Origin of the sequence: Thioalkalivibrio sp. XN279 (assembly GCF_011089885.1) — a bacterium.
Taxonomy (GTDB): Bacteria; Pseudomonadota; Gammaproteobacteria; order Steroidobacterales; family XN24; genus XN24.
On sequence record NZ_JAANBD010000028.1, the window covers coordinates 657,491 to 681,437 of the forward strand.

Genomic DNA, 23,947 nt, shown 5'->3' on the forward strand with positions numbered 1-23,947 from the left:
GGCCAACGACACGGTGCGGGAGATGCCTTGATGCGCTGGATCCTGGTGGCCTTGCTGATGAGCTGCGCGCTTGTTGCCCAAGCGGAAGAGGTATGGCGCTGGGTGGACGAGAACGGGGTGGTGCACTTCTCCGACCGGCCGCGTCCCGGCGCGGAACGGGTGGAGCTCAATCGCCCGCAGACCTACACCCCGCCCCCCTTGCCGGCACGGCAGGAGACCGCATCGCCTGCGCCCTCCGAGCCCGACGCGGCGCCGGCATACACCGGGGTGCGCGTGGTTTCGCCCGCGGCGGGCGAGACATTGTGGAACATCGCCGGTGAGCTCACGGTCCAGGTCGAGGTGCAGCCGGGCCTGGCGCCCGGGCACCAGTTGCGCGTGTCGCTCGATGGCCAGCGCGTGGAAACACCGCCGGGCGCCACCCAGTTCACGGTGAGCCCGGTGTTCCGGGGCGAGCACCGCCTCAGCGTTGCGGTCGTGGACGAGAACGGTCGCGAGCTCGTGTCCAGCGAGCCCGTGACCTTCTATGTCCATCAGGCGTCGCTGCAGAATCCCAACCGGCCGCGCTGAAGTCCCGGCGGTGGCGGCTGAAATTCCTCCGGGCCGCCCGCCGGCGGAGCACCTAGAGAACCTGAGCACGGGCATCATCGTTCTCGACGAGGACCTGGGCGTCCGTTATGCGAATCCCGCCGCGGAGCAGCTGCTCGGCGTCAGCCGCCAGCAGCTCAGTGGGCGGCCCCTGCCGCAGGCGGCCCCGGGGCTCGGCGTCCTGCTGCCGTTGCTCGAGCGCGTGCGCGACACGGGCCGCGCGGTGTCGCGCCGCGAGCTGGTGTTCGCCATGGCGCCCGGCCAGGAGGAGGGAGGCCTGGCGCTGGATTGCGCGCTGAGCGCGGCCGAGGACGGCGCCGGGCGGCGCGTGCTGCTGCTGGAGCTCGCCGATGCCCGCTGGCGCTTGCGCGTCGATCGTGAGAAGGCGCTGCTGGCGCAGCTCGAGGCGAGTCGCAGCATGGTGCGCCAGCTGGCCCACGAGCTGCGGAATCCCCTCGGCGGCATCCGCGGCGCGGCGCAGCTGCTGGAGCGCCAGCTCGACTCGCCGGCGCAGAAAGACTACACGGCGCTGATCATGCGCGAGGCGGACCGGCTTGCCGACTTGACCGCGGCGCTGCTCGGGCCGGCGCGCGCCCCACGCATGGTCGCCTGTAACATCCACGAGCTGCTGGAACACGTGCGCGCACTGGTCGTGGCGGAAGGCGTGGCCGGGGTGGAGATCGAGCGGGATTACGATCCCAGCCTGCCGATGCTGCGCCTGGATGCCGACATGGTGGTGCAGGCGATGCTCAACCTGGCGCGCAACGCGCTCAACGCCGTGGGCGACCACGGCCGTATCGTGTTCCGCACTCGCGTGCTGTCCGCGGACGCCCTGCCCCGCGCCAACGGGCGCCTGGTGGCCTGCATCGAGATCGAGGACGACGGCCCGGGCGTGCCCGAGGCCCTGCGCGAGACGCTGTTCTACCCGCTGGTCACGGGGCGGCCCGGCGGCAGCGGGCTCGGCCTCGCCGTCGCCCAGGAACTGGTGAGTCGCCACGACGGCCTGATCGAGTATTCCAGCCGCGCCGGGCGCACGGTGTTCAGGATGCTGTTCCCGATCGGGGATGAAGAAAAGGAGGAGGACGCCAGGTGAACCAGGAGCCGGTCGAGGTATGGATCGTCGATGACGACGCGGGCATCCGCTGGGTCCTGGAACGCGCCATGGAACAGGCCGGGATGGCCTGCCGCGGCTTCGACAGCGCGCCCCCCGCGCTGGAGGCGCTCGAAAACGGCCGCCCGCGGGTGCTGGTGACCGACATCCGCATGCCCGGACCGGACGGACTGGACCTGCTGGCGCGACTGCAGGCGGAATGGCCGGAGCTGCCGGTGATCGTCATCACCGCGCATTCCGACCTCGACAGCGCGGTGGCGGCCTACCAGGGCGGCGCCTTCGAGTACTTGCCCAAGCCTTTCGACATCGACCAGGCGGTGGAACTGGTGCGGCGCGCCGCGGCCGACCGCGGCGGCGCCGGGGAGACGGGCCCGGCGCCGACGTTGCCCAGCCTGATCGGCCAGGCGCCCGCGATGCAGGACGTGTTCCGCGCCATCGGCCGCCTGTCGGGTTCGAGCATGACGGTGTTGATCACCGGTGAGTCCGGCACCGGCAAGGAACTGGTGGCGCGGGCGCTGCACCAGCACAGTCCGCGCGCCGCACGCTCGTTCGTCGCCCTGAACACGGCGGCGATCCCGGCCGAGCTGCTGGAATCGGAGCTGTTCGGCCACGAGAAAGGCGCCTTCACCGGCGCCGAGAGCCGGCGCACGGGACGCTTCGAGCAGGCCGACGGCGGCACCCTGTTCCTGGACGAGATCGGGGACATGTCCGCGGCGCTGCAGACCCGCCTGTTGCGGGTGCTGGCGGAGGGCGAGTTCTACCGCGTCGGCGGCCAGGTGCCGGTGCGCGTGGATGTGCGCGTCATCGCCGCCACCAACCAGGACCTGGCGCGCGGCGTGAAAGAGGGCCGTTTCCGCGAGGACCTGTACCACCGCCTCAACGTGATGCGCATCCGCATCCCGCCGCTGCGGGAGCGCCAGGAGGACGTGCCGCTGTTGCTGGAGCACTACCTGCGCAAGGCGGCTGACGAGCTGGCGGTGACGCCGAAGACGCTGGCGCCCGAGGTGCTGGAACGGCTCGCGGCGTTCGACTGGCCGGGCAACGTGCGCCAGCTGGTCAACATCTGCCGCCGCCTCACCGTGGTTGCGCCGGGCCGGGAGATCCGGCTGTCGGACCTGCCGCCCGAGCTGGGTGCCGCCAGCGCGGGCGAGTCTGCCCTGAGCTGGCAGGAAGCGCTGGCCAGCTGGGCGGCGCAACGGCTGGACGCGGATGGCGGCCCGCTGCTGGCGGCCGCGTTGCCGGAGTTCGAGCGCGCGCTGATCCGCGTGGCCATGGCGCGCTCCGGCGGTCATCGGCAGGAGGCTGCGCGCCTCCTCGGATGGGGACGCAACACGCTGGCGCGCAAGATCCGCGAGCTCGGCCTCGACGACCTCTAGCGCCGCTCAGGCCCGCGCGGCCGCGGGAGCGCGCGCGTCGGGCAGTTCCAGGGTGCCGACCAGGTTGGCGACCGAGGCGAAACCATGCCGCTGCAGGTAGTCGCGGATGCCGTCGTTGATCTTGCGGCACACCAGTGGGTCGTAGAACAGCGCGGTGCCGATGCCCACGGCGGTGGCGCCGGCGATGATGAACTCGAGCGCGTCGCGCGCCGTGACGATGCCGCCCTGGCCGATGATCGGGACGCCGTGACGCCGCGCGACCTGGTGCACCTGGTGCACCTTGAGCAGCGCGATGGGCTTGATGGCCGGGCCGGACAGGCCGCCCTGCACGTTGCCGATCACCGGTGCGCGCTTCTCCGCATCGATGGCCATGCCCATGACCGTGTTGATCACTGCGAAAGCGTCGGTCCCGGCCTCGATGCAGCGACGGGCGTTTTCCTGGATGTCGGTCTGGTTGGGCGAAAGCTTGGTGATGAGGGGCTTCGAGGTGGCGCGCCGGCAAGCCTCGACCACCTTGGCGGACATGTCCGGGTAATTGCCGAAGGCAACGCCGCCCTCCTTCACGTTGGGACAGGAAATGTTGATCTCGATGGCGTCGATGGGCGAGTCGTCGAACAGCCGCGTGACCTCGATGTACTCCTCGACGGTTGAGCCGCTGACGTTGGCGATGAAGCGGGTCTCGGAAAAATCCAGCGTGGGCAGGATGTCGCGCACCACCCGCTGGGCGCCCGGATTCTGCAGGCCGATGGCGTTGAGCATGCCCTGCGGCGTCTCGTAGACGCGGTGCGGCGGGTTGCCCAGCCGCGCCGAACCCGTCGTGCCCTTGAGCACGATGGCCCCGGCGTCGGCGTTGGAGAAGCCCGCGACCCGCGTGTACTCTTCGCCGAACCCGACGCAGCCTGAGAGCAGCACGATGGGCGAAGCGAAATCCAGCCCGCAAAAATCCAGCGCCAGCGAATCCGTCTGCGTCGTTGCCGTCATGCCTGCTCCCGTCAGCTGATATGTTCCACGTGATCCTGTGGCAGCCCGAGATCCCGCCGAACACGGGCAATATCATACGCCTGTGCGCCAACACCGGCGCCACGCTGTCGCTGGTCCGGCCGCTGGGCTTCGAGCTGGACGAGCCGCGGCTGCGCCGCGCCGGGCTGGATTACCACGAGTTTGCCGCGCTGCAGGACTACCCCGACCTCGAGACCTGCCTGGAGGCGCTGGGCCAGCCCCGCACCTGGGCGTTTTCGGCGCGTGCCAGCCGCCGCATCGACGGCGCCGCGTTCCTCCCGGGTGATGCACTGCTGTTCGGGCCTGAGACGCGGGGGCTGTCCGCGGACGTGCTGGAGCGGTTCCCCGCCGAACAGCGGGTAAGACTGCCGATGCAGCCCGGCAACCGCAGCCTGAACCTGTCGAACGCGGTGGCGGTGGCGGTCTACGAGGCGTGGCGGCAGCACGGCTTTGCCGGGGCCGTCCCCTGACCTGCGGCCGGAACCGGGCACGGGACCGGGCACGGGACCCGGCTCAGGCGTCCGGAGCGAATTCCGACTTCAGCTCGCGCTTCATCAGCGCCGCCACGGCGGCCTGGGGTTCCGCCCCCTCGTAAAGAATGCGGTAGATCTGCTCGCAGATCGGCATCTCGACCTCGGCGCGGCGCGACACACGGTGCACTGCCTCGGCAGCCAGCACGCCCTCCACCACCTGCTGGATCTCCGCCTCCGCGTCCTTGATGGACTTGCCGGCCGCGAGGGCGAGGCCCATGCGACGGTTGCGGGACTGGTCGTCGGTGCAGGTGAGTACCAGGTCGCCCATGCCGGCCAGGCCCATGAAGGTCGAGGAATCCGCCCCCAGCGCCACGCCGAGGCGCGTCATCTCCACCAGGCCGCGGGTGATCAGGGCGATGCGAGTGTTGGCGCCGAAGCCCAGGCCGTCGCAGATGCCGGCGCCGATCGCCAGCACGTTCTTCACCGCGCCGCCGACTTCCACGCCGACGATGTCGCTGGAGGTGTAAGCGCGGAAGTTGTCGCCGGACAGGCTTTCCGCCAGTTGCCGGGCGTAATCGGGATCGGTGGCAGCGACCGTCATGGCGGTGGGCAGGCCCATGCCTACCTCGCGCGCGAATGTCGGCCCGGACAGCACCGCCAGCGCCCGCCCGCTGCCGAGCACTTCACGCGCCACCTGGTGCGGCAGCTTGCCGGTCTCCAGCTCGAAGCCCTTGGTCGCCCAGGCGACGCGGGCGTCGGGACGCAACAACGGCTTCATGTCCGAGAGCACCTGGCGCAGGGCATGGCTCGGGACCGCCACCACCACGATCCGCGCCGCCGCCAGCACCTTGGCCAGGTCCCCTGCGGCGTGCAGCGGGTCGGGAAACCGGGCGCCCGGCAGGTAGCGGGCGTTCTCGCGGGCGCTGTCCAGGCCGGCCGGATCGTCCTCCGCGCGGCCCCACAGCAGCGTGGTGCGACCGGTGCGCGCAAACTGGATCGCCAGCGCCGTGCCCCAGGAGCCGGCGCCGATGACGGCGATGGCCTCTGCCGCCGCAGGATCGCTCATGACCGGGGCTAGTGGCTGGCTTCGCGCGACGCGCCGGCGTCGTTACCCGCCGCGGCCTGCTCGGCCTGCTGGCGGCGGAAGGCTTCTGCAGCGATCGCCTCGAAGTTCATGGGCTGCAGCTGCAGGGCCGGGAAACCACCTTTGCTGGTGAAGTCCGAGACAGCCTCGCGCGCAAAGGGGTAGAGCTGCTGCGGGCAGAAAGTCACCAGGGCGCGCTGCAGGTCCGCAGGCTCGAGCCCGCGCAGCAGGAACACGCCGGCCTGCTGGATCTCGACCAGGAACGCGATCTTGTCTTCCTGCTTGGCTTCGACGGCCAGGTTCAGCACGCACTCGTACTGGTCGTCGCCGAGCTCGGTGGTCTTGCTGCCGAGATTGAGCGACACGTTCGGACGCCACTCGCCGGTGAAGATCTGCGGGCTGTTGGGCGCTTCGAAGGAGGTGTCCTTCAGGTAGACGCGCTGCAGCGCGACCATGATGCGATTGGTGTCCAGACCGTCGGGTTTCTGCTCGGCCATGATGGCTCCTTCGTTCAAATGCCGTTAGCTGGGGTGCTACGAGCTGTGGTGTTTTGCCGCCGCCGGCTCCGCGAGGAGCAGCGGGTCCAGTTGCCCGGCGGTATCGAGGGCCCGCAGGTCATCGTAGCCCCCGATATGCCGGTCGCCAATGAATATCTGCGGCACGGTGCGCCGTCCGCTGCGGTCTTCCATCTCGCTGCGCGCGGCGCGATCCAGGTCGATGTTGATGATCTCGGGGCGCACGCCCTTGTTCTCCAGCAGCACCAGCGCGCGCGTGCACCAGCCGCAGTAGCGCGAAGCGTAGACCACCACGCGGGGCGTCGTCATGCGTTGTCCTTCTTGCGCGTCTTGCGCCCGGAGAACACCGGCAGGTTGTCGGCGCGCCAGGCGGTGAGGCCGCCGCGCAGCGTGCGCACGCCGGTGAGTCCCTTGGCCTTGAGCGTGTCCGCGGCCTTGAGCGATGTGCCGCCCGTGTCGCAGTACAGCAGCATGCCGCGCTCCTGCAGTTTCTGCAGCGCCGGGAGATGCTGGTCGAGGTCGCCGAGCGGGATGTTGCGGGCGTCGAGGATGTGCGCCTTCTCGAACTGCGCGGCCGCGCGCAGGTCGATCGGCTGGGCCCCGGCATTGATCAGCGCCACCGCCTCGGGCGGCGACACGTCCGTGCCCTTGCGACGCGCGACGCGCATCTCGTAGCCGAAGACGATGGCGAACATCAGCAGCAGGCCGCCGAACAGCAGCGGGTGGTTGGCGGCGTACGCGAAAATGGCTTCCATGAAGGCGGTATCCCCTGGCGCGAGCCCGCCATTATACCCGCTTGCAGGCGCGGGGCTTGCCGCCCCGGCCGCATCCCCTACACTCGGCGCACCGTGAACAGGATTCCCGCACGCTGCCTGCTGTTCCTGCTCGGCCTGCTGGCCGCCGCCGGTGCCATGCCCGGCCGCGCCGACGATGACGCCGCAGCCGAGCAGCGCCTCGAGGCCCTCAAGGCGCGCATCGCCGTCATTGAGCGTGAGCAGCGCCAGGTAGCCGAACGGCGCGACCGGGAAACGCGGGCCCTGCGCGAGGCCGAGGAGGCGGTCGCGGCACGGGCGCGCGAGCTGGAGCAGACCCGGCGCGAACGCCACGCCGCCGCCGCCCGGCGCGACGAGCTGGCGGCACGCCGCGCCGAACTGGCCGGGGCGCTGGCCGCGGACACCGAGGCGCTGTCCGCAGAGCTGCGCGCTGCCTGGCTGGCCGGTCGGGAGCCCCGCCTCAAGCTGGCGCTCAACCAGCAGGATCCCGCGCGGCTGGGCCGCATGCTGGCCTGGTACCGCTACCTGGCCGAGGACCGGGCGGAGCGCATCGCCGGCTTGCGCACGCGCCTCGCCGAGCTGGCCGAGGTCACGGCGGCGCTGGAAGCCGAGCGGACGCGCCTCGCTGCAGTCGAGGCGCGCCAGGCGGAGGCCCTGGCGGCGCTGGAGGAGGCCAGGGCAACCCGCTCGAGCACCGTGGCCGACCTCGATGCCGACCTGGCGCGGCGGGCGGCGGAAACCGAGCGCTTGCGCGAGGAAGCCGCGGCCCTGGAACGGTTGCTGGAGGAGCTGCGCGCCGCGGTGGCCGATCTCCCCGTCCCGGACGCGACGCCCTTCCAGGCGCAACGTGGCCGGCTGGCGTGGCCCGTGGAGGGCGCGCTGTTGCGAACCTTCGGCAGTCGCCGCGGCGAAGGGCCGCGCTCCAACGGCGTGCTGATCGGCGCGGGGCGCGGCAGCGAAGTGCGCGCCGTCTGGTACGGGCGCGTGGCCTACGCCGACTGGCTTCCCGGGCTCGGCCTGCTGCTGGTGCTGGAGCATGGCGACGGCTTCATGAGCCTGTACGGCCACAACGAGGTGCTGTTCAGCAACGTGGGCGACTGGGTCTCTGCCGGGCAGGTCGTCGGGCGCGTCGGCGACAGCGGCGGCCGCGACCAGGCCGGCCTCTACTTCGAGATCCGCAGCGGCACCGAGCCCGAGAACCCGCAGGCCTGGCTTTCCCGCGACTAGCCGCCCGCGGCCGCGGCACGGGTCACCGCGAGCAGGATTTCTGCTATGTTCTGCCGCTGGAAAACGCTCGGACTGGCCGATGAAGCCTTTGATCCTGAGGGCCCTGCTTGCTGTCTGGCTTGGCGTGGTGCTGGGCCTCGCCCTGTTGCTGCCGCCCGGCCTGGGCGGTCGGGATCATGCGGCTGAGCGTCCGGCACCAGGGATCGAGGGGGAACTGCTGGCCGAAGTGATGGACCGGGTACGGCGCGAGTACGTCGACCCCGTCGACCAGCAGGTGCTGGTGGATGCGGCCATCCGCGGCATCATGGCCGAGCTCGATCCGCACTCCGCGTTCCTCGGCCCCAGCGAATACCGCGACATCCGCACCAGCACCAGCGGGCGCTACACCGGCGTCGGCGTGGAGATCGGGGTCGACGACGACCAGGTGGTGGTCGTGACGCCGCTGGAGGGCGGTCCTGCCGCGGCGGCCGGGCTGCAGCCCGGCGACGTCATATTCTCCATCGACGGTCTCGGTGTCGGCAGCGAGGACCTCACGGACACCATTTTCCGCATGCGTGGTGAGCACGGCAGCCAGGTGGTGCTCGGCATCCGGCGCCCCGGCGACCAGGACCCGTTTTCCGTCGTGCTGACCCGCCGCGAGATCGAATTCAAGAGCGTGCACGGCCGGCTGCTCGAGAGCGGCGCGGCCTACGTGCGGCTGAGCCAGTTCAATGACGGGACGGGCGCCGACCTGGCCGAGGTCGTCGAGGCGCTGCGGCGCGAGGCCGGCGGACCCCTGCCGGGGCTCGTGCTCGACATGAGAAACAATCCCGGGGGCGTCCTCGATGCGGCCATGGAGGTGGCTGACGCCTTTCTCGACCGGGGCCTGATCCTCTCTGCGGAAGGGCAGTCCGCCGAGGCCCGGTTCCTGGCCGAAGCGCAGCCCGGCGACCTGTTGTCGGGCGCGCCCCTGAGCGTGCTCGTCAACAGCGGCTCGGCCTCCGCCGCGGAGATCGTGGCGGGCGCCCTGCAGGACCACGGGCGGGCCGTGATCGTCGGCGAGACCACCTTCGGCAAGGGCTCGGTCCAGAGCATCGTGCCGCTGTCCGACGGCCGCGCCATCAAGCTCACGACCTCGCGTTACTACACGCCTTCGGGCCGCTCGATCCACGGCACCGGCATCCAGCCGGACGTGCGCGTGGTCGCGCCCGCCGGCGGCCGCGGCGACCCGCAGCTCGACGCGGCGCTGGAGACGCTGCGCCGCGACACCGCCCCCACCGCCCCCGCCGATGCAAAGCGCCCCGTGGTCGCGGAGCTGAAGACCTAGTGCGCCTGCTGAGCAGGGTCGCCCATGACCTGGGCGTCCAGGTCGAGCAGGCCGAGTTGCGCGGCCTGGCGCGCAATACTTCCGACGGTTCCTGGCTGCTGCTGGCCCTGGCGGGGCTGTACCTGTTCACGCCTGGCACGGAACTGCTCCGCCCCGACCTCGTGGTGGCGGCCTTTGCCGCCTTCGTGGTCTTCTCCCTGGTGTTGCGCTTCCTGCCGCGCTTCCGTCGTCCCACGCGGCGCAAGATCCTGGTCGAGCTGGCCGGCATGATCGTGTTCGTGACCGTGTTCCTGTTCTCGATCGAGACGCGGGCCGGCATGCTGCTCATGCTCTACCTGCCGCCGGTGATCATTGCCGCGCTGACGCTCGGCCGCTGGCCCACGTTCGCGGTGACCACCCTGAGCGTGTGCGGTTTCCTGCTGGCCGCGTTGTTGCGCGTGCCGGGTGAGATTCCGCCGGGGCGCGAACTGGTCGAACTGGCGATCGCGCTCGCCCCCTTCCTGCTGGTCTGCTACGTGACTGCAGTGCTGGCGCACGAGATCGAGACCGCGAAAGAACGCATCCGCATCCTGTCGGAGACGGACGAGCTGACCGGCTTGTGCAACCTGCGATCCTTTTCGCGCCTGCACCGCCAGGAGCACGAGCGCGCGCTGCGGCATCATCGCCAGTACACCATCGTGATGATGGATCTCAACGGCCTGAAACAGATCAACGACACCTGGGGCCACGAGGTCGGCGACCGGGCGATCATCCTGTTCGCCAACATCATCGCCCGGCTGATCCGCAGCACGGACGCCGCGGCCCGCCTCGGCGGGGACGAGTTCGTGGCCTTGCTGGCGGAGACCGACGCAGAGCAGGCCTTGCGGGTGATGCATCGCATCCGCGCCGCCACCGAGCGCAGCTCCATCGAGGTCGGCGGCCACATGGTCCGGCTCTCCGTCAGCGTCGGCGCGGCCAGTTTCCCGGATGACTCGGACATTCTGCGTGAACTCATCGCCGCGGCAGATGCCGCGATGTACCGCGACAAGGAGCAGCGCAAGCAGAAACAGCGCGAAGAACTGACGGCCGAGGCGGAAGTGGTTTAGGGTATCGCTCCCCGCAACGCCTACTCAGGAGACACACTATGGCTGGCGTGCTGACTCTCGCCTGGTTCCATTACCTTGGCATCATGTTCCTGGCGGCGGCGCTGGTGGCGGAGCACCTGCTGTTCACGCCGCGGCCGGACCGCGCCATCGCACGCAAGCTGGTCACGGTGGACCTCATCTACGGCGTCTCCCTGCTGGTGGTGCTCGTGACCGGGCTGGCACGGCTGTTCCACGGCGGCAAGGGCGTGCTGTTCTACATGCAGAACGGCGCCTACCATGCCAAGTTCTCGCTGTTCGTGCTCATGGCCGTGCTCTGGCTCTACCCCGCTTTCAAGTTCTTCAGCTGGCGCCGCCAGCTCAAGGCGGGCCAGGCGCCGGTGATGGGGGACGCCGAGGCGAAGCGCGTCCTGATGGCCATTCGCATCCAGCTGCTCATCCTGGTCCTGCTGCCGCTGCTGGCGGCGATGATGGCGCGAGGCGTCTGGTCCTGACCCCCGCGGGCCGGCCGCCCGCAGGCCGCTTGCCGGAGATCCGCACGCTCCACCTGCTGGAGGGCGCGCGCGCTGCGGCCGGGCTGGTGGTGGTCATCGACGTGTTCCGCGCCTTCACGCTGGCGCCCTGCGCTTTCGCCCGGGGCGCGCGCCGCATCCGCCTCGTCGCCACCGCGGAGGAAGCGCTTGCGCTGAAGGCGGCGGACCCCGGGCTGCTGCTCGCCGGGGAGCAGGACGGTCGCCCCTTGCCGGGCTTCGACTTTTCCAACTCGCCCGCCGCGATCCTGCGGGCGGATCTCGCCGGCCGCACGCTGGTGCTGCGGACCAGCGCCGGGGTCCAGGGCCTGCTGGCGGTCGACCCCCGCTGCGAGGTGCTTAGCGGCAGTTTCATCAACGCGGCTGCCACCGTGGCCTGGATCCGCGCCCGGCAACCGGAGGTGGTGTCGCTGGTGTGCATGGGCTGGAGCGCAGCCGAGCGCACCCCGGAGGACGAGGCCTGTGCGGCCTACCTTGCCGCCACCCTGGCCGGCGCATCGCCGGACTTCAGCCCGATCCCTGCGGCGCTGCGGCGCGAACCCTGCGGGGCCAAGTTCTTCGACCCGGCGCAGCCCTGGTTTCCGCCGGAGGACTTCGCGGTTTGCCTGCGCCTGTCGGAGCTGGATTTCGCGCTGCGCCGGGTGATCGATCCCGAGGGCCGGCCCTGGCTGGAGCGAGCGGCTGCCGCAGAGCCCCGCGTGGCGCTATAGTGTGGCCCTGCGCCGTGCCCCTGACGGCGCCGAAGGACGCAAGCATGAGCAAGTCAGACAAGAAGAAGAAAAAGGCCCGCCCGGCACCCGCGGCCATTGCGGTCTGCCCGGTCCTCTCCCTAGCCAACCTCTACGATCGCCCCCTGGGGCGGCCGGAGGCCTGGTACACGGCGAAGGGGCAGCTGAAGAACGGTCCCTACGAGCGCGAACTCGCCCAGCTGCAGGTCGAGCTGGTGAAGCTGCAGGAATGGGTGCGGCAAGAGAAGCGCAAGGTCGTCGTCATCTTCGAGGGGCGCGATGCGGCCGGCAAGGGCGGGGCCATCAAGCGGGTGGTCGAGAAGCTGAACCCGCGCGTGTGCCGGATCGCGGCCTTGCCGGTGCCGACGGAGCGGGAGCAGACGCAATGGTATTTCCAGCGCTACGTGACGCACCTGCCCAGTGGCGGCGAGATCGTGCTGTTCGACCGCAGCTGGTACAACCGTGCGCTCGTCGAGCGCGTGATGGGCTTTTGCAGCGACAAGGAGTACCAGGAGTTCGCCCGCGCGGTGCCTGAGTTCGAGCGCATGCTGGTCCGCTCCGGGACCATCCTGATCAAGTACTGGTTCTCGATCAGCGACGACGAGCAGGAGCGGCGCTTCCAGGCGCGGATCCATAATCCGCTCAAGCGCTGGAAGCTCTCCCCCATGGACCTTGAGTCACGGCGACTGTATCGCGAGTACTCGATCGCCAAGGACGAGATGATGGAGTTCTCCGATATCCCGGAGGCGCCTTGGTGGACGGTCCCGGCAGACGACAAGCGACGGGCGCGCCTGAACTGCATCGCCCACCTCCTCTCCTGCGTCCCCTACGAGGACGTGATGCCGGACCCGCCGTCCCTGCCGCCGCGCGAGAAGGCGCCCGAGCATCGCCGGCCGCACGTGCAGCGGCAGAATTTCACTCCCATCATTTATTGATAGAGAGCACCAACAAGGAGGCGACATGTCTAACGAGGGTTACCACGAGCCGGTCGAGGAGCTGTCCGACGAGACGCGGGACATGCACCGGGCCATCATCTCCCTGATGGAGGAGCTCGAAGCCGTCGACTGGTACAACCAGCGGGTAGATGCCTGCAAGGACGAGGAGCTCAAGGAGATCCTCGCGCACAACCGCGACGAGGAAAAGGAACACGCGGCCATGGTGCTGGAATGGATCCGGCGCCGCGACCCGTTCTTCTCCAAGGAGCTGAAGGAGCGCCTCTTCACTTCCGGGCCCATCGGGCACCACGAAGACGAGGACCACTGAGCACTTGAGCGCGACGGCCGAGCCTCGCGAGAGCGCGCTGCTCTCGCTGGGCGTCAACATCGCCATCCCGGCGGTCATCCTGATGAAGCTGTCGGGAGAGGAAACGCTGGGCCCGGTCGGCGGCCTGCTGCTCGCGCTCGCCTTCCCGCTTGGCTACGGCGTGTGGGACTTCCACCGCCGCCGCGAGTGGAACTTCATTTCCGTGCTCGGCTTCGTCAGCATCCTGCTCACCGGCGGCATCGGCCTGCTGCAGCTGGATCCGAAATGGATTGCGGTCAAGGAGGCGGCGGTGCCGGGCGTGATCGGGCTGGCAGTGCTGTTTTCGCTCTACACGCGCTACCCGATCGTGCGCACCTTCCTCTACAACGACAAGATCATCCGCGTGGCGGAAGTCGACGCGGCGCTGGCGGAGCGCGGCAACCATCCCGCCTTCGAGCGCACGCTGGTGCACGCGTCATGGATGCTCGCGGCTTCTTTCTTCCTGTCATCGCTGCTGAATTTCGTGCTCGCCAAGCTCATCGTGCGGAGCCCGGCGGGCACGACGGCATTCAACGAGGAGCTGGGCCGCATGACGGCGCTCTCCTACCCGGTGATCGTGATCCCGTCCATGGCGATCATGATCATCACCATGTGGTACCTCTTCAGCCGCATCCGCGGCTTGACGGGCATGGACCTGGAGCAGATCCTCAAGACCTGAGGAGGCAAACATGAACGGATTCCTGGTACGCATGCTGATCACCGCCATCTCATTGTGGCTCGCGGCCCTGGTGGTGCCGGGCATGCATCTTGCGGGCTTCGGCACCGTGCTCGGCGCGGCGCTGGTGCTCGGCATCGTCAATGCATTCGTGCGGCCGATCGTGATCCTGCTGACCCTGCCGCTGACCATCCTGACGCTCGGGCTGTTCCTGCTCGTGGTCAACGCCATGATGCTGGGCCTGGTCTCGGCGATGTTCAGCGGTTTCAGCATCAGCGGTTTCTGGAGCGCCATTTTCGGCGCCATCTTCGTCAGCTTCTTCAGCTGGCTGGCGTCGGCCTTCATCGGCCCGAGCGGACGCTACGAGGTGATGGTGGTGCGCCGCGACTAGCGGCCGGCGCCGCGAGGCAACCGCCTGACGCTCAGCGCCGGCCGATGACCCGCGCGCTGACGCTGACCCATGCCACGCTGGCGATGATCACCGCCATGCCGGCGAGCTGCATGCGCGTCAGCTGCTCGTCGAGCAGCCACCAGCCCAGCACCGTGGCAATGGCCGGATTGACGTAGGCGATGGTGCCGAGACGCGCCGGGGTGGTCTGGTTGATCAGCCACATGTAGGTGGCGTAGGCGATGCAGGAGCCGAACACCGTCAGGTAGAGCAGGCCGCCGATGCCCGCGAGGGTCCAGGTCCAGCGCGCCAGCTCGCCGTTGAGCAGGCCGATCATGGTGAGCACGGCGCCGCCGATGAGCATCTGGCAGGCGACGTACATCAACGGCTTCATGGTCACCGCGGTATTGCGGCTGTACATCGTGGCCCAGGACCAGGCCACCGTCGACAGGACGATCCCGATCTTGGGCCAGAACAGGTCGCCGCCGGGTGCGTCGCCCACCGGCCCCTGCGGCCAGACCATGAGCGCGGTGCCGCACAGGCCCACCAGCAGGCCCAGGCGCGTGGCCGTGCTCAACGGCACGCCGCGCCTCCCGAAGGTGCCGAACCACGCCGTGAACAGCGCCCCGCTGGCGATGATCAGGGCCGCCTGGTTGGACGGCACCCATTGCTCGGCCCAGGTGACGACGCCGTTGCCGAGCACGATGAAGGCGACCCCGACGATCGCGGCGGTGCGCCAGTCGGACGGTGCGCGCGGCAACGGCTGGCCGCGCGCCAGGGCCAGCGCGCCCAGCACCAGCCCCGCGATGATGAAGCGCACGCCGGCCAGCAGCCCGGGCGGCAGGTCCTGCACGGCGACGCGGATTGCGAGGTAGGTCGAGCCCCAGACGATGTAGACCACGGCGAAGGCCGTGACCAGGGCCAGGCGGGAAGCGATTGGGTCCATGATGTCCTCGGGCGGGCAGTGCGCATTGTAATGCTGCAGGACGGTCACGACAGCAGCCCCGCCACTGTCGCTATAATGCCGGGCTTCGCCGCCTCGCCCCTGGCCCGTGCGACGTCCCGAAACACCAGAGGATCCGGCAAACATGAATACACCTCCGCGCGTGGGCGACTTTCTCGGCCACCCCAAAGGCCTGTTCCTGCTCTTCGGCACCGAGCTGTGGGAGCGCTTCAGTTACTACGCCATGCGCGCGATCCTGGTGCTGTACCTGGTCGACCAGGTGCAGGCGGAGGGCGGCCACGGCCTGGGCTGGACCAACGCGGAGGCGCTCAGGCTGTACGCCTGGTTCACCGGCCTGGTCTACATCACCCCGCTGATCGGCGGCTGGCTGGCCGATAACTATCTCGGCCAGCGCAAGGCGATCCTGCTGGGCGGCGCGCTCATGGCGGCCGGACAGTTCCTGCTCGGCACGCCCCACGCGTGGGTTCCGGGCATGGAAATCACGGTCTTCTACCTCGGCATCGCCACCCTGGTCGCCGGCAACGGCCTGTTCAAGCCGAACATTTCCACCATGGTGGGCGACCTGTATGCGCAGGGCGACCACCGCCGCGACGGCGCTTTCACCATTTTCTACATGGGCATCAATGTCGGCGCCGCGCTCTCGGGCATCGTGGTCGGCATCGTGGTGGCGATGTGGGACGGCAACTGGCAGGCCGGCTTCGTCTGCGCCGGCATCGGCATGCTGCTGTCCCTGGTCATCCAGGCGGTGTGGGCGCGCAAGCTGCTCGGCGACATCGGCATCGAGCCCGCCGCCCAGCGCGACCGGCGGGAGAACGCGCGTGCCCTGGGTGAGCGCGTGGCACTGACCCCGGTAGAACGCGACCGGCTCAAGGTGATCCTGGTGCTCGGCCTGTTCACTATCGTCTTCTGGGCGGGCTTCGAGCAGGCCGGCGGCCTGATGAACATCTACACCCACGAGTTCACCGACCGCGTGCTGCTGGGCTTCGAGATTCCGACCACCTGGTTCCAGAGCCTGAACCCGGTGTTCATCGTCGTGTTCGCGCCGGTGATCGCGGCGATCTGGGTGAAGCTCGGCTCCCGCGAGCCGACCTCGCCGGTGAAGTTCGCCATGGGCCTGGCGCTGCTCGGCGTCGGCTTCCTGTTCATGGTCGGCGCGGTGCTGGAACAGGGCGGCGACGCCTCGGTGAAGACCAGCATGATGTGGCTGGTCGGCGCCTACTTCTTCCACACCATGGGCGAGCTGTGCCTGTCGCCCATCGGCCTGTCCATGGTCACCAAGCTGGCGCCGCTGCGCCTGGCCTCGCTGATGATGGGCGCCTGGTTCGGCTTCATCGCGCTGGCCAACTACGCGGCGGGTTTCATCGGCTCGCTCATCGGCCACGGCGATACGCAGTCGCAGGTCGAGAACGCCATGAGCATTTTCGGCGGCCTGGCCGCGGCGGCGATCATCGCCGGCGTGGTGCTGTGGTTCCTCGCCGACAAGCTGGTGGACTGGATGCACGGCGCCGAGAGCAAGGTGAACGTCGACCAGCTCGAGGACGAGGTCGCGGTGACCGCCGCCCACGAGGCGCTGCCGGAGAGCCGCACGCCGTGATGCACATCCCCGCACAAGGGAGAGAGCAATGATCAAGATTCGCAGAACCCCCATGGTCCTGACGCTGGCCGCCTTGGCCTGGCTGGCGGCGGGTTGCGCCGCCCCGGGTGTTGACGACACCGCCGCCACTGCCGCTCTGGCCGCCGCGCCGGCGCCCGCCGCCGGCAGCGCCGACCTGTTCGACCTGCCGCGCCAGGAGCGCGAGCTGGCCAACGGCCTGAAGGTCATCGTGGTGAAGACGGATTACCCGGACATCGTCAGCCTGCAGATCCCGGTGCAGACGGGTTCGCGCAACGAGGTGGAGCCGGGCAAGACCGGGTTCGCGCATTTCTTCGAGCACATGATGTTCCGCGGCACCGAGAACGTCACGCCGGAGGAATACAACGCCGCGTTGAAGCGCGCGGGCGCCGACATCAACGCCTACACCACCGACGACTACACCAACTACCACATCGACTTCACCAGGGCCGACCTCGAGACCATCCTCGCGCTCGAGGCCGATCGCTTCATGAACCTGTCCTACGGCGAGGACGTGTTCCGCACCGAGGCGCTGGCCGTGAAGGGCGAGTACATCAAGAACAGCGCCAACCCGGTCCGCAAGCTGTTCGAGCAGGTGCGCGACGCCCATTACGAGAAGCACACCTACAAGCACACGACCATGGGTTTCTTCGCGGACATCGTCGCCATGCCGGAGCAGTACGAGTACTCGAAGCTGTTCTTCGACCGCTGGTACCGGCCGGAGAAGGCCGCCATCGTGCTGGTGGGCGACCTCGAGTTCGAGCCGACTTTCGCCCTGGTGGAGAAGTATTTCGGTCCGTGGGAGCGCGGCAGCTACGAGGCGCAGATCCCCGTCGAGCCGCCGGGCGGCGGCCCGACCTCGGTGTACATCCCGGTGGACAGCCCGACCCAGCCCTGGATCGCCGTGGCCTTCCGCGGCCCCGGTTTCGAACCGGCCGATCCCGACAGCGCCGCCATCCGCGTGCTGGCGCAGCATTACTTTTCGGACAACTCGGACCTCTACCGCAAGCTGGTGCTGGAGCGCCAGGTGGTCGACCAGCTGTTCGCCTTCATGGGCATGAACCGCGACCCCGGGCTGTTCTGGGTGATGGCGCGGATCACCGACCCTGCGGCGACCGAGGCGGTGCGCGACGAGATTCTTGCCACCTTCGCCCGGGCACGGACCGAGACCATCGCCCCGGCCGAGCTGGAGCGGATCAAGGACCGCATGCGCTACGGCTTCCTGGCCGGGCTCGACAATTCGGTCGACATCGCCGAAGCGCTGGCGGAGGTGGTGCAGTACGACCGCACCGTGGAAACGGTCAACCAGCTCTACGCGACACTTGCGGCGCTCGAGCCGGCCGACCTGTCTGCTGCTGCCGAGCGGCATTTTCGCGACGACGTGCGCACCATCGGTGTGCTCGCCCAGGGCGATGCGCTCGCGGGCCTGGAGTCCGGCGCGCCCTCGGTGGACGCGTTGGCGAGCGCTGCGGCAGCGGCTGCGGAAGCCGAGGCGGCCTTCACGCTGGTCGAGCGCCGCAGCGAGAGCTCGCCGCTGGTGGACCTGTCGCTGGTGTTCCATGCCGGCGCCGCCCTCGACCCGCCCGGCAAGAAGGGCCTGGCGCAGCTCACTGCGATGATGGTCGCCGAGGGCGGCTCTGCAGCGCGCCCCATCGACGAGATCCGGGACGCGATGTATCCCATGGCCGCCGGCTTCGGCGCCCAGGTGGGCAAGGAGATGGTCACGTTCGGCGGCACCGTGCATCGCGACAACCTGGATGGCTGGTACGCGCTCATCAGTGAGCAGCTGCTCACGCCCGGCTGGCGCGAGGAAGACTTCAGCCGGCTGCAGACGCAGCTGGTCAACGCCATCGTCACCGACCTGGTGGCGAACAACGACGAAGAGCTCGGCAAGGAGGCCCTGTACCAGTTCATTTATGGGCCCGATCATGCCTACGGCACCTTGACGCTGGGCCTGGTCGAGGATGTGCAGGGGCTGACGCTGGACGACGTGCGCGCTTTCTATGCCGCCCACTACGCGCCGGCGAATCTCACCGTGGGCCTGGCCGGCGGCTATCCGGAAGACCTCCCGGCGCGGCTGCGGCGCGACCTTGCCGGCCTGCCGGAGGGAACGGCCGCGGGGGTCGAGCCGGGTGACGCGCCGGCCATCGCCGGCCACGAGGCGCTCATCCTCGAGAAGGACACCATGGCGCACGCCGTGTCCTTCGGCTTCCCCATCGAGCTCAAGCGTGGCGACCCGGACTGGGCCGCGTTGTGGCTGGCGACGCAGTGGCTGGGCCAGCATCGCAGCCAGAACTCGCACCTGTTCGACCGCATCCGCGAGAAGCGCGGCATGAATTACGGGGATTACGCTTACATCGAGTATTTCCCGCGCGGCATGTACCTGAGCCAGCCGGAGCCGAACCTGTATCGCCAGCAACAGATCTTCCAGGTCTGGCTGCGACCGCTGACCGGGAACGACACGGCGCACTTCGCCACCCGCGTCGCCATGTACGAGCTCGACAAGCTCATCGACCAGGGCTTGTCCGCGGAAGCGTTCGAAGCCACTCGCGCCTTCCTCGACAAGTGGGTGGCGCAGCTGGTGAGCGCGCAGCCCGCGCTGCTCGGCTATGCCATCGACAGCGCCTGGTACGGTATCCCCGACTTTACCGCCTACGTGCGCGCAGAGCTGGCGCGGTTGACGGTCGAGGACGTCAACCGTGTCATCCGCGAGCATCTCTCCACCGAGAACGTGAAGTTCGTCTTCATCACCCCGGACGCCGCCGACCTGAAGCGGCGCCTGGTGCAGGACGCGCCGTCGCCGATGACCTACAACTCGCCCAAGCCGGCCGAGTTGCTGGCCGAGGACAAGGTGATCGAGGTGCTCCCGCTGGGCTTCACTCCGGAGTCGGTGCGGATCGTCCCGGCCGACAGCGTGTTCCGGCGCCCGGCGCAATGAACGCAAGGAGGTCGACCTGATGAGCCACGAGATGGATCCGGCCACCCGCACCGAGATCGAGGCGGCGGCCTTTCGCAAGCTGTTGCAGCACCTGCAGAAGTATCCCGAGGTGCAGAACCTCGACCTGATGAACCTCGCCTACTTCTGCCGCAACTGCATTTCCAAGTGGTACGCGGGGGCCGCAGCCGAGCACGGTGTCGAGCTCGACTACGACCAGGCGCGGGAAATCGTCTACGGCATGCCTTACGGCGAGTACAAGCGGCAGCATCAGCAGGAAGCGACGCCCGAGAAGCTGGAGAAGTTCGCCGCGGCGGAACGCAAGGCGACGCCCTAGCTTTCGCGCTGCTGTGCCTCGACTTCGCGGTGCCCCGGCACCATGACCCGCGCCATGATGATGCCGGCTTCGAACAGGATGTAGACGGGGACGGCCAGCAGCGTCTGGGAGATGACGTCCGGCGGCGTCAGCAGCATGCCGAGCACGAAGGCGCCGAGCAGCACGTAGGGCCGCTTCTGCCCGAGCTTGGCGGGCGTGGTGAAGCCGGCCCACACCGCCAGCACCGTCGCCACGGGCACCTCGAAGGCAAAGCCGAAAGCGAAAAACAGCGCGAGGACGAAGTCGAGGTAGGCGGAGATGTCTGTCATCACGGCCACGCCGGTGGGCGCCACCGCGGTGAAGAAGGCGAACATCAGCGGGAACACCACGAAATAGGCGAAGGCGACGCCGGCATAGAACAGGAAGATGCTGGAGACCATGAGCGGCATCACCAGCCGCCGTTCGTGCTTGTAAAGGCCCGGTGCGACGAAAGCCCAGCCCTGGTACAGCAGCATCGGCATCGCCAGGAACACGGCGATGGCCAGCGACAGCTTGAACGGGGTCAGGAACGGCGAGGCCACCTGCGTGGCGATCATGCTGGTGCCTTCCGGCAGGCGCGCCATCAGCGGTTCGGCCACCAGCGTGAACAGCGTGTCGGCGAAGGGCACGAGGCAGATGAACAGCACCAGCACCGTGATCACCATCTTCAGGAGCCGGTTGCGCAGCTCCATCAGGTGGGACAACAGCGTGCCTTCGCCGAGGCCGCTATTTTTGTCCGCGCTGCTCATCGTCCTCGTTCACCGCCTGGGCGGCGACCTCGCGTTGCTTGTCGCGCGCTGCGGCGAGCGCCTCGTCCTCGGCCTTCAGCGCGGCCTCGGCGGCTTCCTGCACCGGGGTCTTGGGCGGCGCGTCTTTCTGCGGCTCCGCCGGCTTGCCCTGCTTGGCCTCGACCTCGCGCGCCAGCTCGCGTTCCACCTGCATGCGCAGGCTGCGGGCCATGAACTTGGCGCGGCCGGCCCAGTTGCCGATGGTGCTGACCATGCCGGGCAGCCGCTCGGGCCCCAGGATGAGCAGGGCCAGCAGCAGGATCAGCGACAGTTCCCAGAAACCGATGTCGAACATCGGCGTCAGGCCTTGTGCTCGTCCTTATCCTTCGCCTTGTTCTCGGGGAAGTCCGCGTCTTCCTTGCTCTGGTCGGCGAGCTGCTCCTTGCGCGCCTCGGATTCCCCGTCCTGCATCGAGCTGCGGAAACCCTTGACGGCACCGCCGAGGTCGGAGCCGATGCTCTTCAGCCGCTTGGTGCCGAAGATCAGGACGACGATCAAGAGAATGATCAGTAATTGCCAGAGGCTGATGCCACCAAGACCCATGTGATCCTCCGATTGCACGGTGTGGGGCCGGTGCGGCCCGCAAGGCAGGCAATCATACGCTAACTCATATGACTGTTGCTGCCATCCGGAAGTGCCCGGAGCCAGAAGGTCACCGGCCCGTCATTGACCAGCGCAACCTCCATGTGGTCCCCGAAGCGCCCGGTCTGCACGGCCGCGTGGCGCCGGCGGGCCGCCGCCACGAGCAGGTCGAACAGCCGCCGCCCCTCGGCCGGCTCGGCCGCAGGCGTGAAGCTCGGGCGCGTGCCCTTGCGGGTGTCCGCCGCCAGCGTGAACTGCGACACCAGGAGCAGCCCGCCGCCGGTGTCGGCCAGCGACAGGTTCATGCGGCCGGTCTCGTCCGCGAACACGCGGTAGCCCACGATACGTTCGGCGAGCCGCTCCGCCTGCGCCGCGTCATCGCCCCGCTCCACGGCAGCCAGGGCCAGCAGGCCGGGGCCGATGGCGGCCACCGTGGCACCGTCCACGCGTACCGAGGCCGACGTCACGCGCTGGATGAGGGCGATCACCCCGACCGCTCGTGGGAATCGAACGACTGGGCAGGAAGGAAAAAGTCAGGCTTCAACTGGCTATCGCTCCCACGACAGTGGATTTATATCGCCTTATGTCGGAGTTAAACCCCATCACAATACGAATTACGCCAAGGTGGCGATATAGTCCCATTTATCAATTAATATCGTCGACACAGTGGGAAATGACATCGGCAACCGGATTGTCACGTGCCGGAGACCAAACCGTAACGGTACGGGGCGATGGTGCCCGCGGGCAAGTGCCGGAGGCCATGTATGTCCGTCCAGACCCTGCGTCCACTGTCGTACCGCACGCTTTTCATTTCCGACGTCCACCTCGGCTCCCGCGGCTGCCAGGCCGCCATGCTGCTCGATTTCCTCCATTCGGTACGTTGCGAAACGCTGTACCTGGTCGGGGACATCATCGATTTCTGGAGCCTGAAGCGCAGCTTCTACTGGCCCCAGGAGCACAACGACGTCCTGCGCACCGTGCTCGGCATGGCGCGGCACGGCACCCGGGTGGTCTACGTGCCCGGCAACCACGACGAGCTGTTTCGCGATCATCTCGACACTGTATTCGGCAACGTCGAGATCCGCGCCCGCAGCGTGCACCAGACGGCGGACGGGCGCCGCCTGCTGGTGCTGCACGGCGACGAGTTCGACGGCGTGGTGCGCTGCAGTCCCTGGCTGGCGCGCCTTGGCAGCCATGCCTATGACGCACTGATCTCGCTGAACCGCTACCTGAACGCCTGGCGCCGCTTTTTCGGCTACGGCTACTGGTCGCTGGCCGCTTTCCTCAAGCATCGCGTCAAAAACGCCGTGCAGTACATCGGCGACTTCGAGCAGGCCGTGGCGCGCGCCGCGCGGCAGGAAGGCGTCGACGGACTGGTGTGCGGTCACATCCATCGTCCCGAGGTGCGCATGGTCGGCGATGTGCTGTATTGCAACGACGGTGACTGGGTGGAGAGCTGCTCCGCCCTCGCCGAACACCGGGACGGGCGCCTCGAGCTGCTGCACTGGGCGGAGATGCGCGCCCGGGAGACGGCGCCGGCGCCGCTGGAGACCGCGGCATGAAAATCGCCCTGGTGTCCGACGCCTGGCTGCCGCAGACCAACGGCGTGGTGCGCACATTGCGCGAGACCACGCGCTGCCTCGAGGCTGCGGGCCACACGGTCAGGGCCGTGACGCCGATCCCCTTCCGCACTTTCCCCTGCCCGACCTACCCGGAGATCCGGCTCGCGGCGCTGCCGTGGCGCCGGGTGCAGCGGATGCTGGACGACTTCCGGCCCGACGCGGTGCATGTCGCCACGGAAGGTCCCATCGGCCTCGCGGGACGGCGCTGGTGCCGCGAGCGCGGCCAGGTGTTCACCAGCTCGTTCCATACCCGCTTCCCGGAATACGTGCGCCTGCGCGCGCCGATCCCGGTGGACTGGACCTGGCGCATGCTGCGCTGGTTCCACGACGCCGCGGAGCGGACGCTGGTGCCGACCCGTACGCAGCAGGAAGAGCTGGCCGCGCGCGGTTTCCACAGCCCCGTGGTGTGGGGCCGTGGGGTCGATACGGAATTGTTCCGCCCCGAGCTGCGGGGTGAACTGCCCGGCCCCGGCCCGCACCTGATGTACATGGGGCGCGTCTCGGTGGAAAAGAACATCGAGGCCTTCCTGCATCTCGAGACGCCCGGCACAAAGTGGGTCGTCGGCGGCGGGCCGGCGCTGGACTCGTTCCGCCAGGCCTGGCCGACGGTCAACTTCGTCGGTCCGAAATACGGCGAGGACCTGGCCACGTGGCTCGCGTCCGCCGACGTGTTCGTCTTTCCGAGCCGCACCGACACCTTCGGCATCGTGCTGCTGGAAGCCATGGCCTGCGGGTTGCCGGTGGCAGCCTACCCGGTGCCGGGCCCGCGCGACGTGGTCTGCGCCGGCGAGAGCGGCGTGCTGGACGACGACCTGCAGCGGGCGGTCGACGGTGCACTGCAACTCGACCGCGCTGCGTGCCGGCGTCATGCCCTGGAACATACCTGGGAACGGGCCACGGCACAGTTCTGTTCTTACCTCGAGCGCGCTTGAGGCCGCCGGACGGCGCCGGGCAG

The 23,947-nt window shown here is 68.9% G+C and carries 28 protein-coding genes; 18 read left to right on the forward strand and 10 right to left on the reverse strand.

The window, feature by feature from the left end; translation table 11 throughout:
- Window positions 1-30: 30 nt before the first annotated feature.
- From G8346_RS12680 to ntrC, 3 genes are read left to right on the forward strand one after another with little or no spacing between them, the layout of a single operon-like run.
- The gene (locus G8346_RS12680) at window positions 31-567 is read left to right on the forward strand and encodes a DUF4124 domain-containing protein (protein ID WP_240901507.1); all 537 of its coding nucleotides are present in this window, start codon (window positions 31-33) and stop codon (window positions 565-567) included.
- A 10-nt stretch (window positions 568-577) separates the two neighbouring features.
- On the forward strand, window positions 578-1,678 hold the full coding sequence (gene glnL / locus G8346_RS12685) for a nitrogen regulation protein NR(II) (RefSeq protein WP_166051790.1): 1,101 nt from the start codon (window positions 578-580) through the stop codon (window positions 1,676-1,678).
- Window positions 1,675-3,072, forward strand: a complete 1,398-nt coding sequence (ntrC, locus tag G8346_RS12690) for a nitrogen regulation protein NR(I) (protein WP_166051791.1) — start codon at window positions 1,675-1,677, stop codon at window positions 3,070-3,072. The genes glnL and ntrC overlap by 4 nt, the downstream gene beginning before the upstream one ends.
- Window positions 3,073-3,078: 6 nt before the next feature.
- Here ntrC and G8346_RS12695 read toward each other — a convergent pair whose 3' ends face one another.
- Window positions 3,079-4,053, reverse strand: coding sequence for a dihydroorotate dehydrogenase (locus G8346_RS12695; RefSeq protein WP_166051793.1), 975 nt, complete (start codon window positions 4,051-4,053; stop codon window positions 3,079-3,081).
- Between the two features lie 20 nt (window positions 4,054-4,073).
- Between G8346_RS12695 and G8346_RS12700 the strand changes: the two genes are divergently transcribed.
- Complete coding sequence (locus tag G8346_RS12700; protein ID WP_166051795.1) at window positions 4,074-4,541, forward strand: tRNA (cytidine(34)-2'-O)-methyltransferase; 468 nt, start codon at window positions 4,074-4,076, stop codon at window positions 4,539-4,541.
- A gap of 43 nt (window positions 4,542-4,584) precedes the next feature.
- On the opposite strand, the gene G8346_RS12705 is transcribed toward G8346_RS12700, so the two are convergent.
- The 4 genes from G8346_RS12705 to G8346_RS12720 are packed head-to-tail and all read right to left on the reverse strand — an operon-like array spanning window position 4,585 to window position 6,898.
- Window positions 4,585-5,610 carry an NAD(P)H-dependent glycerol-3-phosphate dehydrogenase gene (locus G8346_RS12705; RefSeq protein WP_166051798.1) on the reverse strand — a complete coding sequence of 342 codons (1,026 nt, stop codon included), beginning with the start codon at window positions 5,608-5,610 and terminating at the stop codon, window positions 4,585-4,587.
- Window positions 5,611-5,618: 8 nt separating this feature from the next.
- A complete protein-coding gene (gene secB / locus G8346_RS12710) occupies window positions 5,619-6,125 on the reverse strand; it encodes a protein-export chaperone SecB (RefSeq protein WP_166051800.1) in 507 nt (168 codons plus the stop codon).
- A gap of 36 nt (window positions 6,126-6,161) precedes the next feature.
- Window positions 6,162-6,452, reverse strand: coding sequence for a glutaredoxin 3 (gene grxC, locus G8346_RS12715; protein WP_166051802.1), 291 nt, complete (start codon window positions 6,450-6,452; stop codon window positions 6,162-6,164).
- Window positions 6,449-6,898: a rhodanese-like domain-containing protein gene (locus G8346_RS12720; protein ID WP_166051804.1), complete on the reverse strand. Its 450-nt coding sequence runs from the start codon at window positions 6,896-6,898 to the stop codon at window positions 6,449-6,451. Before G8346_RS12720 ends, grxC begins: the two co-directional genes overlap by 4 nt.
- Before the next feature lie 93 nt (window positions 6,899-6,991).
- Here G8346_RS12720 and G8346_RS15175 point away from each other — a divergent pair, with 93 nt between their 5' ends.
- From G8346_RS15175 to G8346_RS12765, 9 genes are all read left to right on the forward strand, one after another.
- Window positions 6,992-8,143, forward strand: a complete 1,152-nt coding sequence (locus tag G8346_RS15175; protein WP_166051806.1) for a peptidoglycan DD-metalloendopeptidase family protein — start codon at window positions 6,992-6,994, stop codon at window positions 8,141-8,143.
- A 79-nt stretch (window positions 8,144-8,222) separates the two neighbouring features.
- The gene (locus tag G8346_RS12730; protein ID WP_166051808.1) at window positions 8,223-9,449 is read left to right on the forward strand and encodes a S41 family peptidase; all 1,227 of its coding nucleotides are present in this window, start codon (window positions 8,223-8,225) and stop codon (window positions 9,447-9,449) included.
- Entirely contained in the window at window positions 9,449-10,534 is a 1,086-nt protein-coding gene (locus G8346_RS12735) for a diguanylate cyclase (protein ID WP_166051810.1), read from the forward strand. The genes G8346_RS12730 and G8346_RS12735 overlap by 1 nt, the downstream gene beginning before the upstream one ends.
- 38 nt (window positions 10,535-10,572) lie before the next feature.
- The gene (locus G8346_RS12740) at window positions 10,573-11,025 is read left to right on the forward strand and encodes a DUF2214 family protein (RefSeq protein ID WP_166051812.1); all 453 of its coding nucleotides are present in this window, start codon (window positions 10,573-10,575) and stop codon (window positions 11,023-11,025) included.
- A gap of 29 nt (window positions 11,026-11,054) precedes the next feature.
- Complete coding sequence (locus tag G8346_RS12745) at window positions 11,055-11,771, forward strand: 2-phosphosulfolactate phosphatase (protein ID WP_166051814.1); 717 nt, start codon at window positions 11,055-11,057, stop codon at window positions 11,769-11,771.
- A gap of 44 nt (window positions 11,772-11,815) precedes the next feature.
- Window positions 11,816-12,724 (forward strand): polyphosphate kinase 2, encoded by a 909-nt coding sequence (ppk2, locus tag G8346_RS12750; RefSeq protein ID WP_166051816.1) that lies wholly within the window; start codon window positions 11,816-11,818, stop codon window positions 12,722-12,724.
- A gap of 25 nt (window positions 12,725-12,749) precedes the next feature.
- Window positions 12,750-13,052, forward strand: coding sequence for an encapsulin-associated ferritin-like protein (locus tag G8346_RS12755; protein ID WP_166051819.1), 303 nt, complete (start codon window positions 12,750-12,752; stop codon window positions 13,050-13,052).
- A 4-nt stretch (window positions 13,053-13,056) separates the two neighbouring features.
- Window positions 13,057-13,749 (forward strand): VC0807 family protein, encoded by a 693-nt coding sequence (locus tag G8346_RS12760; RefSeq protein ID WP_166051821.1) that lies wholly within the window; start codon window positions 13,057-13,059, stop codon window positions 13,747-13,749.
- Between the two features lie 10 nt (window positions 13,750-13,759).
- Window positions 13,760-14,137, forward strand: coding sequence for a phage holin family protein (locus G8346_RS12765; RefSeq protein WP_166051822.1), 378 nt, complete (start codon window positions 13,760-13,762; stop codon window positions 14,135-14,137).
- 31 nt (window positions 14,138-14,168) lie between these two features.
- Here the strand turns inward: G8346_RS12765 and G8346_RS12770 are convergent, their stop codons facing one another.
- Window positions 14,169-15,080: an EamA family transporter gene (locus G8346_RS12770; protein WP_166051825.1), complete on the reverse strand. Its 912-nt coding sequence runs from the start codon at window positions 15,078-15,080 to the stop codon at window positions 14,169-14,171.
- A gap of 142 nt (window positions 15,081-15,222) precedes the next feature.
- Here G8346_RS12770 and G8346_RS12775 point away from each other — a divergent pair, with 142 nt between their 5' ends.
- The 3 genes from G8346_RS12775 to G8346_RS12785 are packed head-to-tail and all read left to right on the forward strand — an operon-like array spanning window position 15,223 to window position 19,982.
- A complete protein-coding gene (locus G8346_RS12775) occupies window positions 15,223-16,692 on the forward strand; it encodes a peptide MFS transporter (protein WP_166051827.1) in 1,470 nt (489 codons plus the stop codon).
- A 28-nt stretch (window positions 16,693-16,720) separates the two neighbouring features.
- Window positions 16,721-19,648 carry a pitrilysin family protein gene (locus G8346_RS12780; RefSeq protein WP_166051829.1) on the forward strand — a complete coding sequence of 976 codons (2,928 nt, stop codon included), beginning with the start codon at window positions 16,721-16,723 and terminating at the stop codon, window positions 19,646-19,648.
- Window positions 19,649-19,679: 31 nt separating this feature from the next.
- A complete protein-coding gene (locus G8346_RS12785; RefSeq protein ID WP_166051960.1) occupies window positions 19,680-19,982 on the forward strand; it encodes a DUF1244 domain-containing protein in 303 nt (100 codons plus the stop codon).
- On the opposite strand, the gene tatC is transcribed toward G8346_RS12785, so the two are convergent.
- The 4 genes from tatC to dtd are packed head-to-tail and all read right to left on the reverse strand — an operon-like array spanning window position 19,979 to window position 21,858.
- On the reverse strand, window positions 19,979-20,749 hold the full coding sequence (tatC, locus tag G8346_RS12790) for a twin-arginine translocase subunit TatC (protein WP_166051831.1): 771 nt from the start codon (window positions 20,747-20,749) through the stop codon (window positions 19,979-19,981). The two genes, G8346_RS12785 and tatC, sit on opposite strands and share 4 nt — an antisense overlap.
- Window positions 20,727-21,083 carry a Sec-independent protein translocase protein TatB gene (gene tatB / locus G8346_RS12795; protein WP_166051833.1) on the reverse strand — a complete coding sequence of 119 codons (357 nt, stop codon included), beginning with the start codon at window positions 21,081-21,083 and terminating at the stop codon, window positions 20,727-20,729. Before tatB ends, tatC begins: the two co-directional genes overlap by 23 nt.
- 5 nt (window positions 21,084-21,088) lie before the next feature.
- The gene (gene tatA, locus G8346_RS12800) at window positions 21,089-21,331 is read right to left on the reverse strand and encodes a Sec-independent protein translocase subunit TatA (RefSeq protein WP_166051835.1); all 243 of its coding nucleotides are present in this window, start codon (window positions 21,329-21,331) and stop codon (window positions 21,089-21,091) included.
- 59 nt (window positions 21,332-21,390) lie between these two features.
- Complete coding sequence (gene dtd / locus G8346_RS12805; protein ID WP_166051837.1) at window positions 21,391-21,858, reverse strand: D-aminoacyl-tRNA deacylase; 468 nt, start codon at window positions 21,856-21,858, stop codon at window positions 21,391-21,393.
- Window positions 21,859-22,134: 276 nt separating this feature from the next.
- Here dtd and G8346_RS12810 point away from each other — a divergent pair, with 276 nt between their 5' ends.
- The gene (locus G8346_RS12810) at window positions 22,135-22,932 is read left to right on the forward strand and encodes a UDP-2,3-diacylglucosamine diphosphatase (RefSeq protein ID WP_166051839.1); all 798 of its coding nucleotides are present in this window, start codon (window positions 22,135-22,137) and stop codon (window positions 22,930-22,932) included.
- The gene (locus G8346_RS12815) at window positions 22,929-23,924 is read left to right on the forward strand and encodes a glycosyltransferase family 1 protein (protein ID WP_166051841.1); all 996 of its coding nucleotides are present in this window, start codon (window positions 22,929-22,931) and stop codon (window positions 23,922-23,924) included. The genes G8346_RS12810 and G8346_RS12815 overlap by 4 nt, the downstream gene beginning before the upstream one ends.
- Window positions 23,925-23,947: the final 23 nt, after the last annotated feature.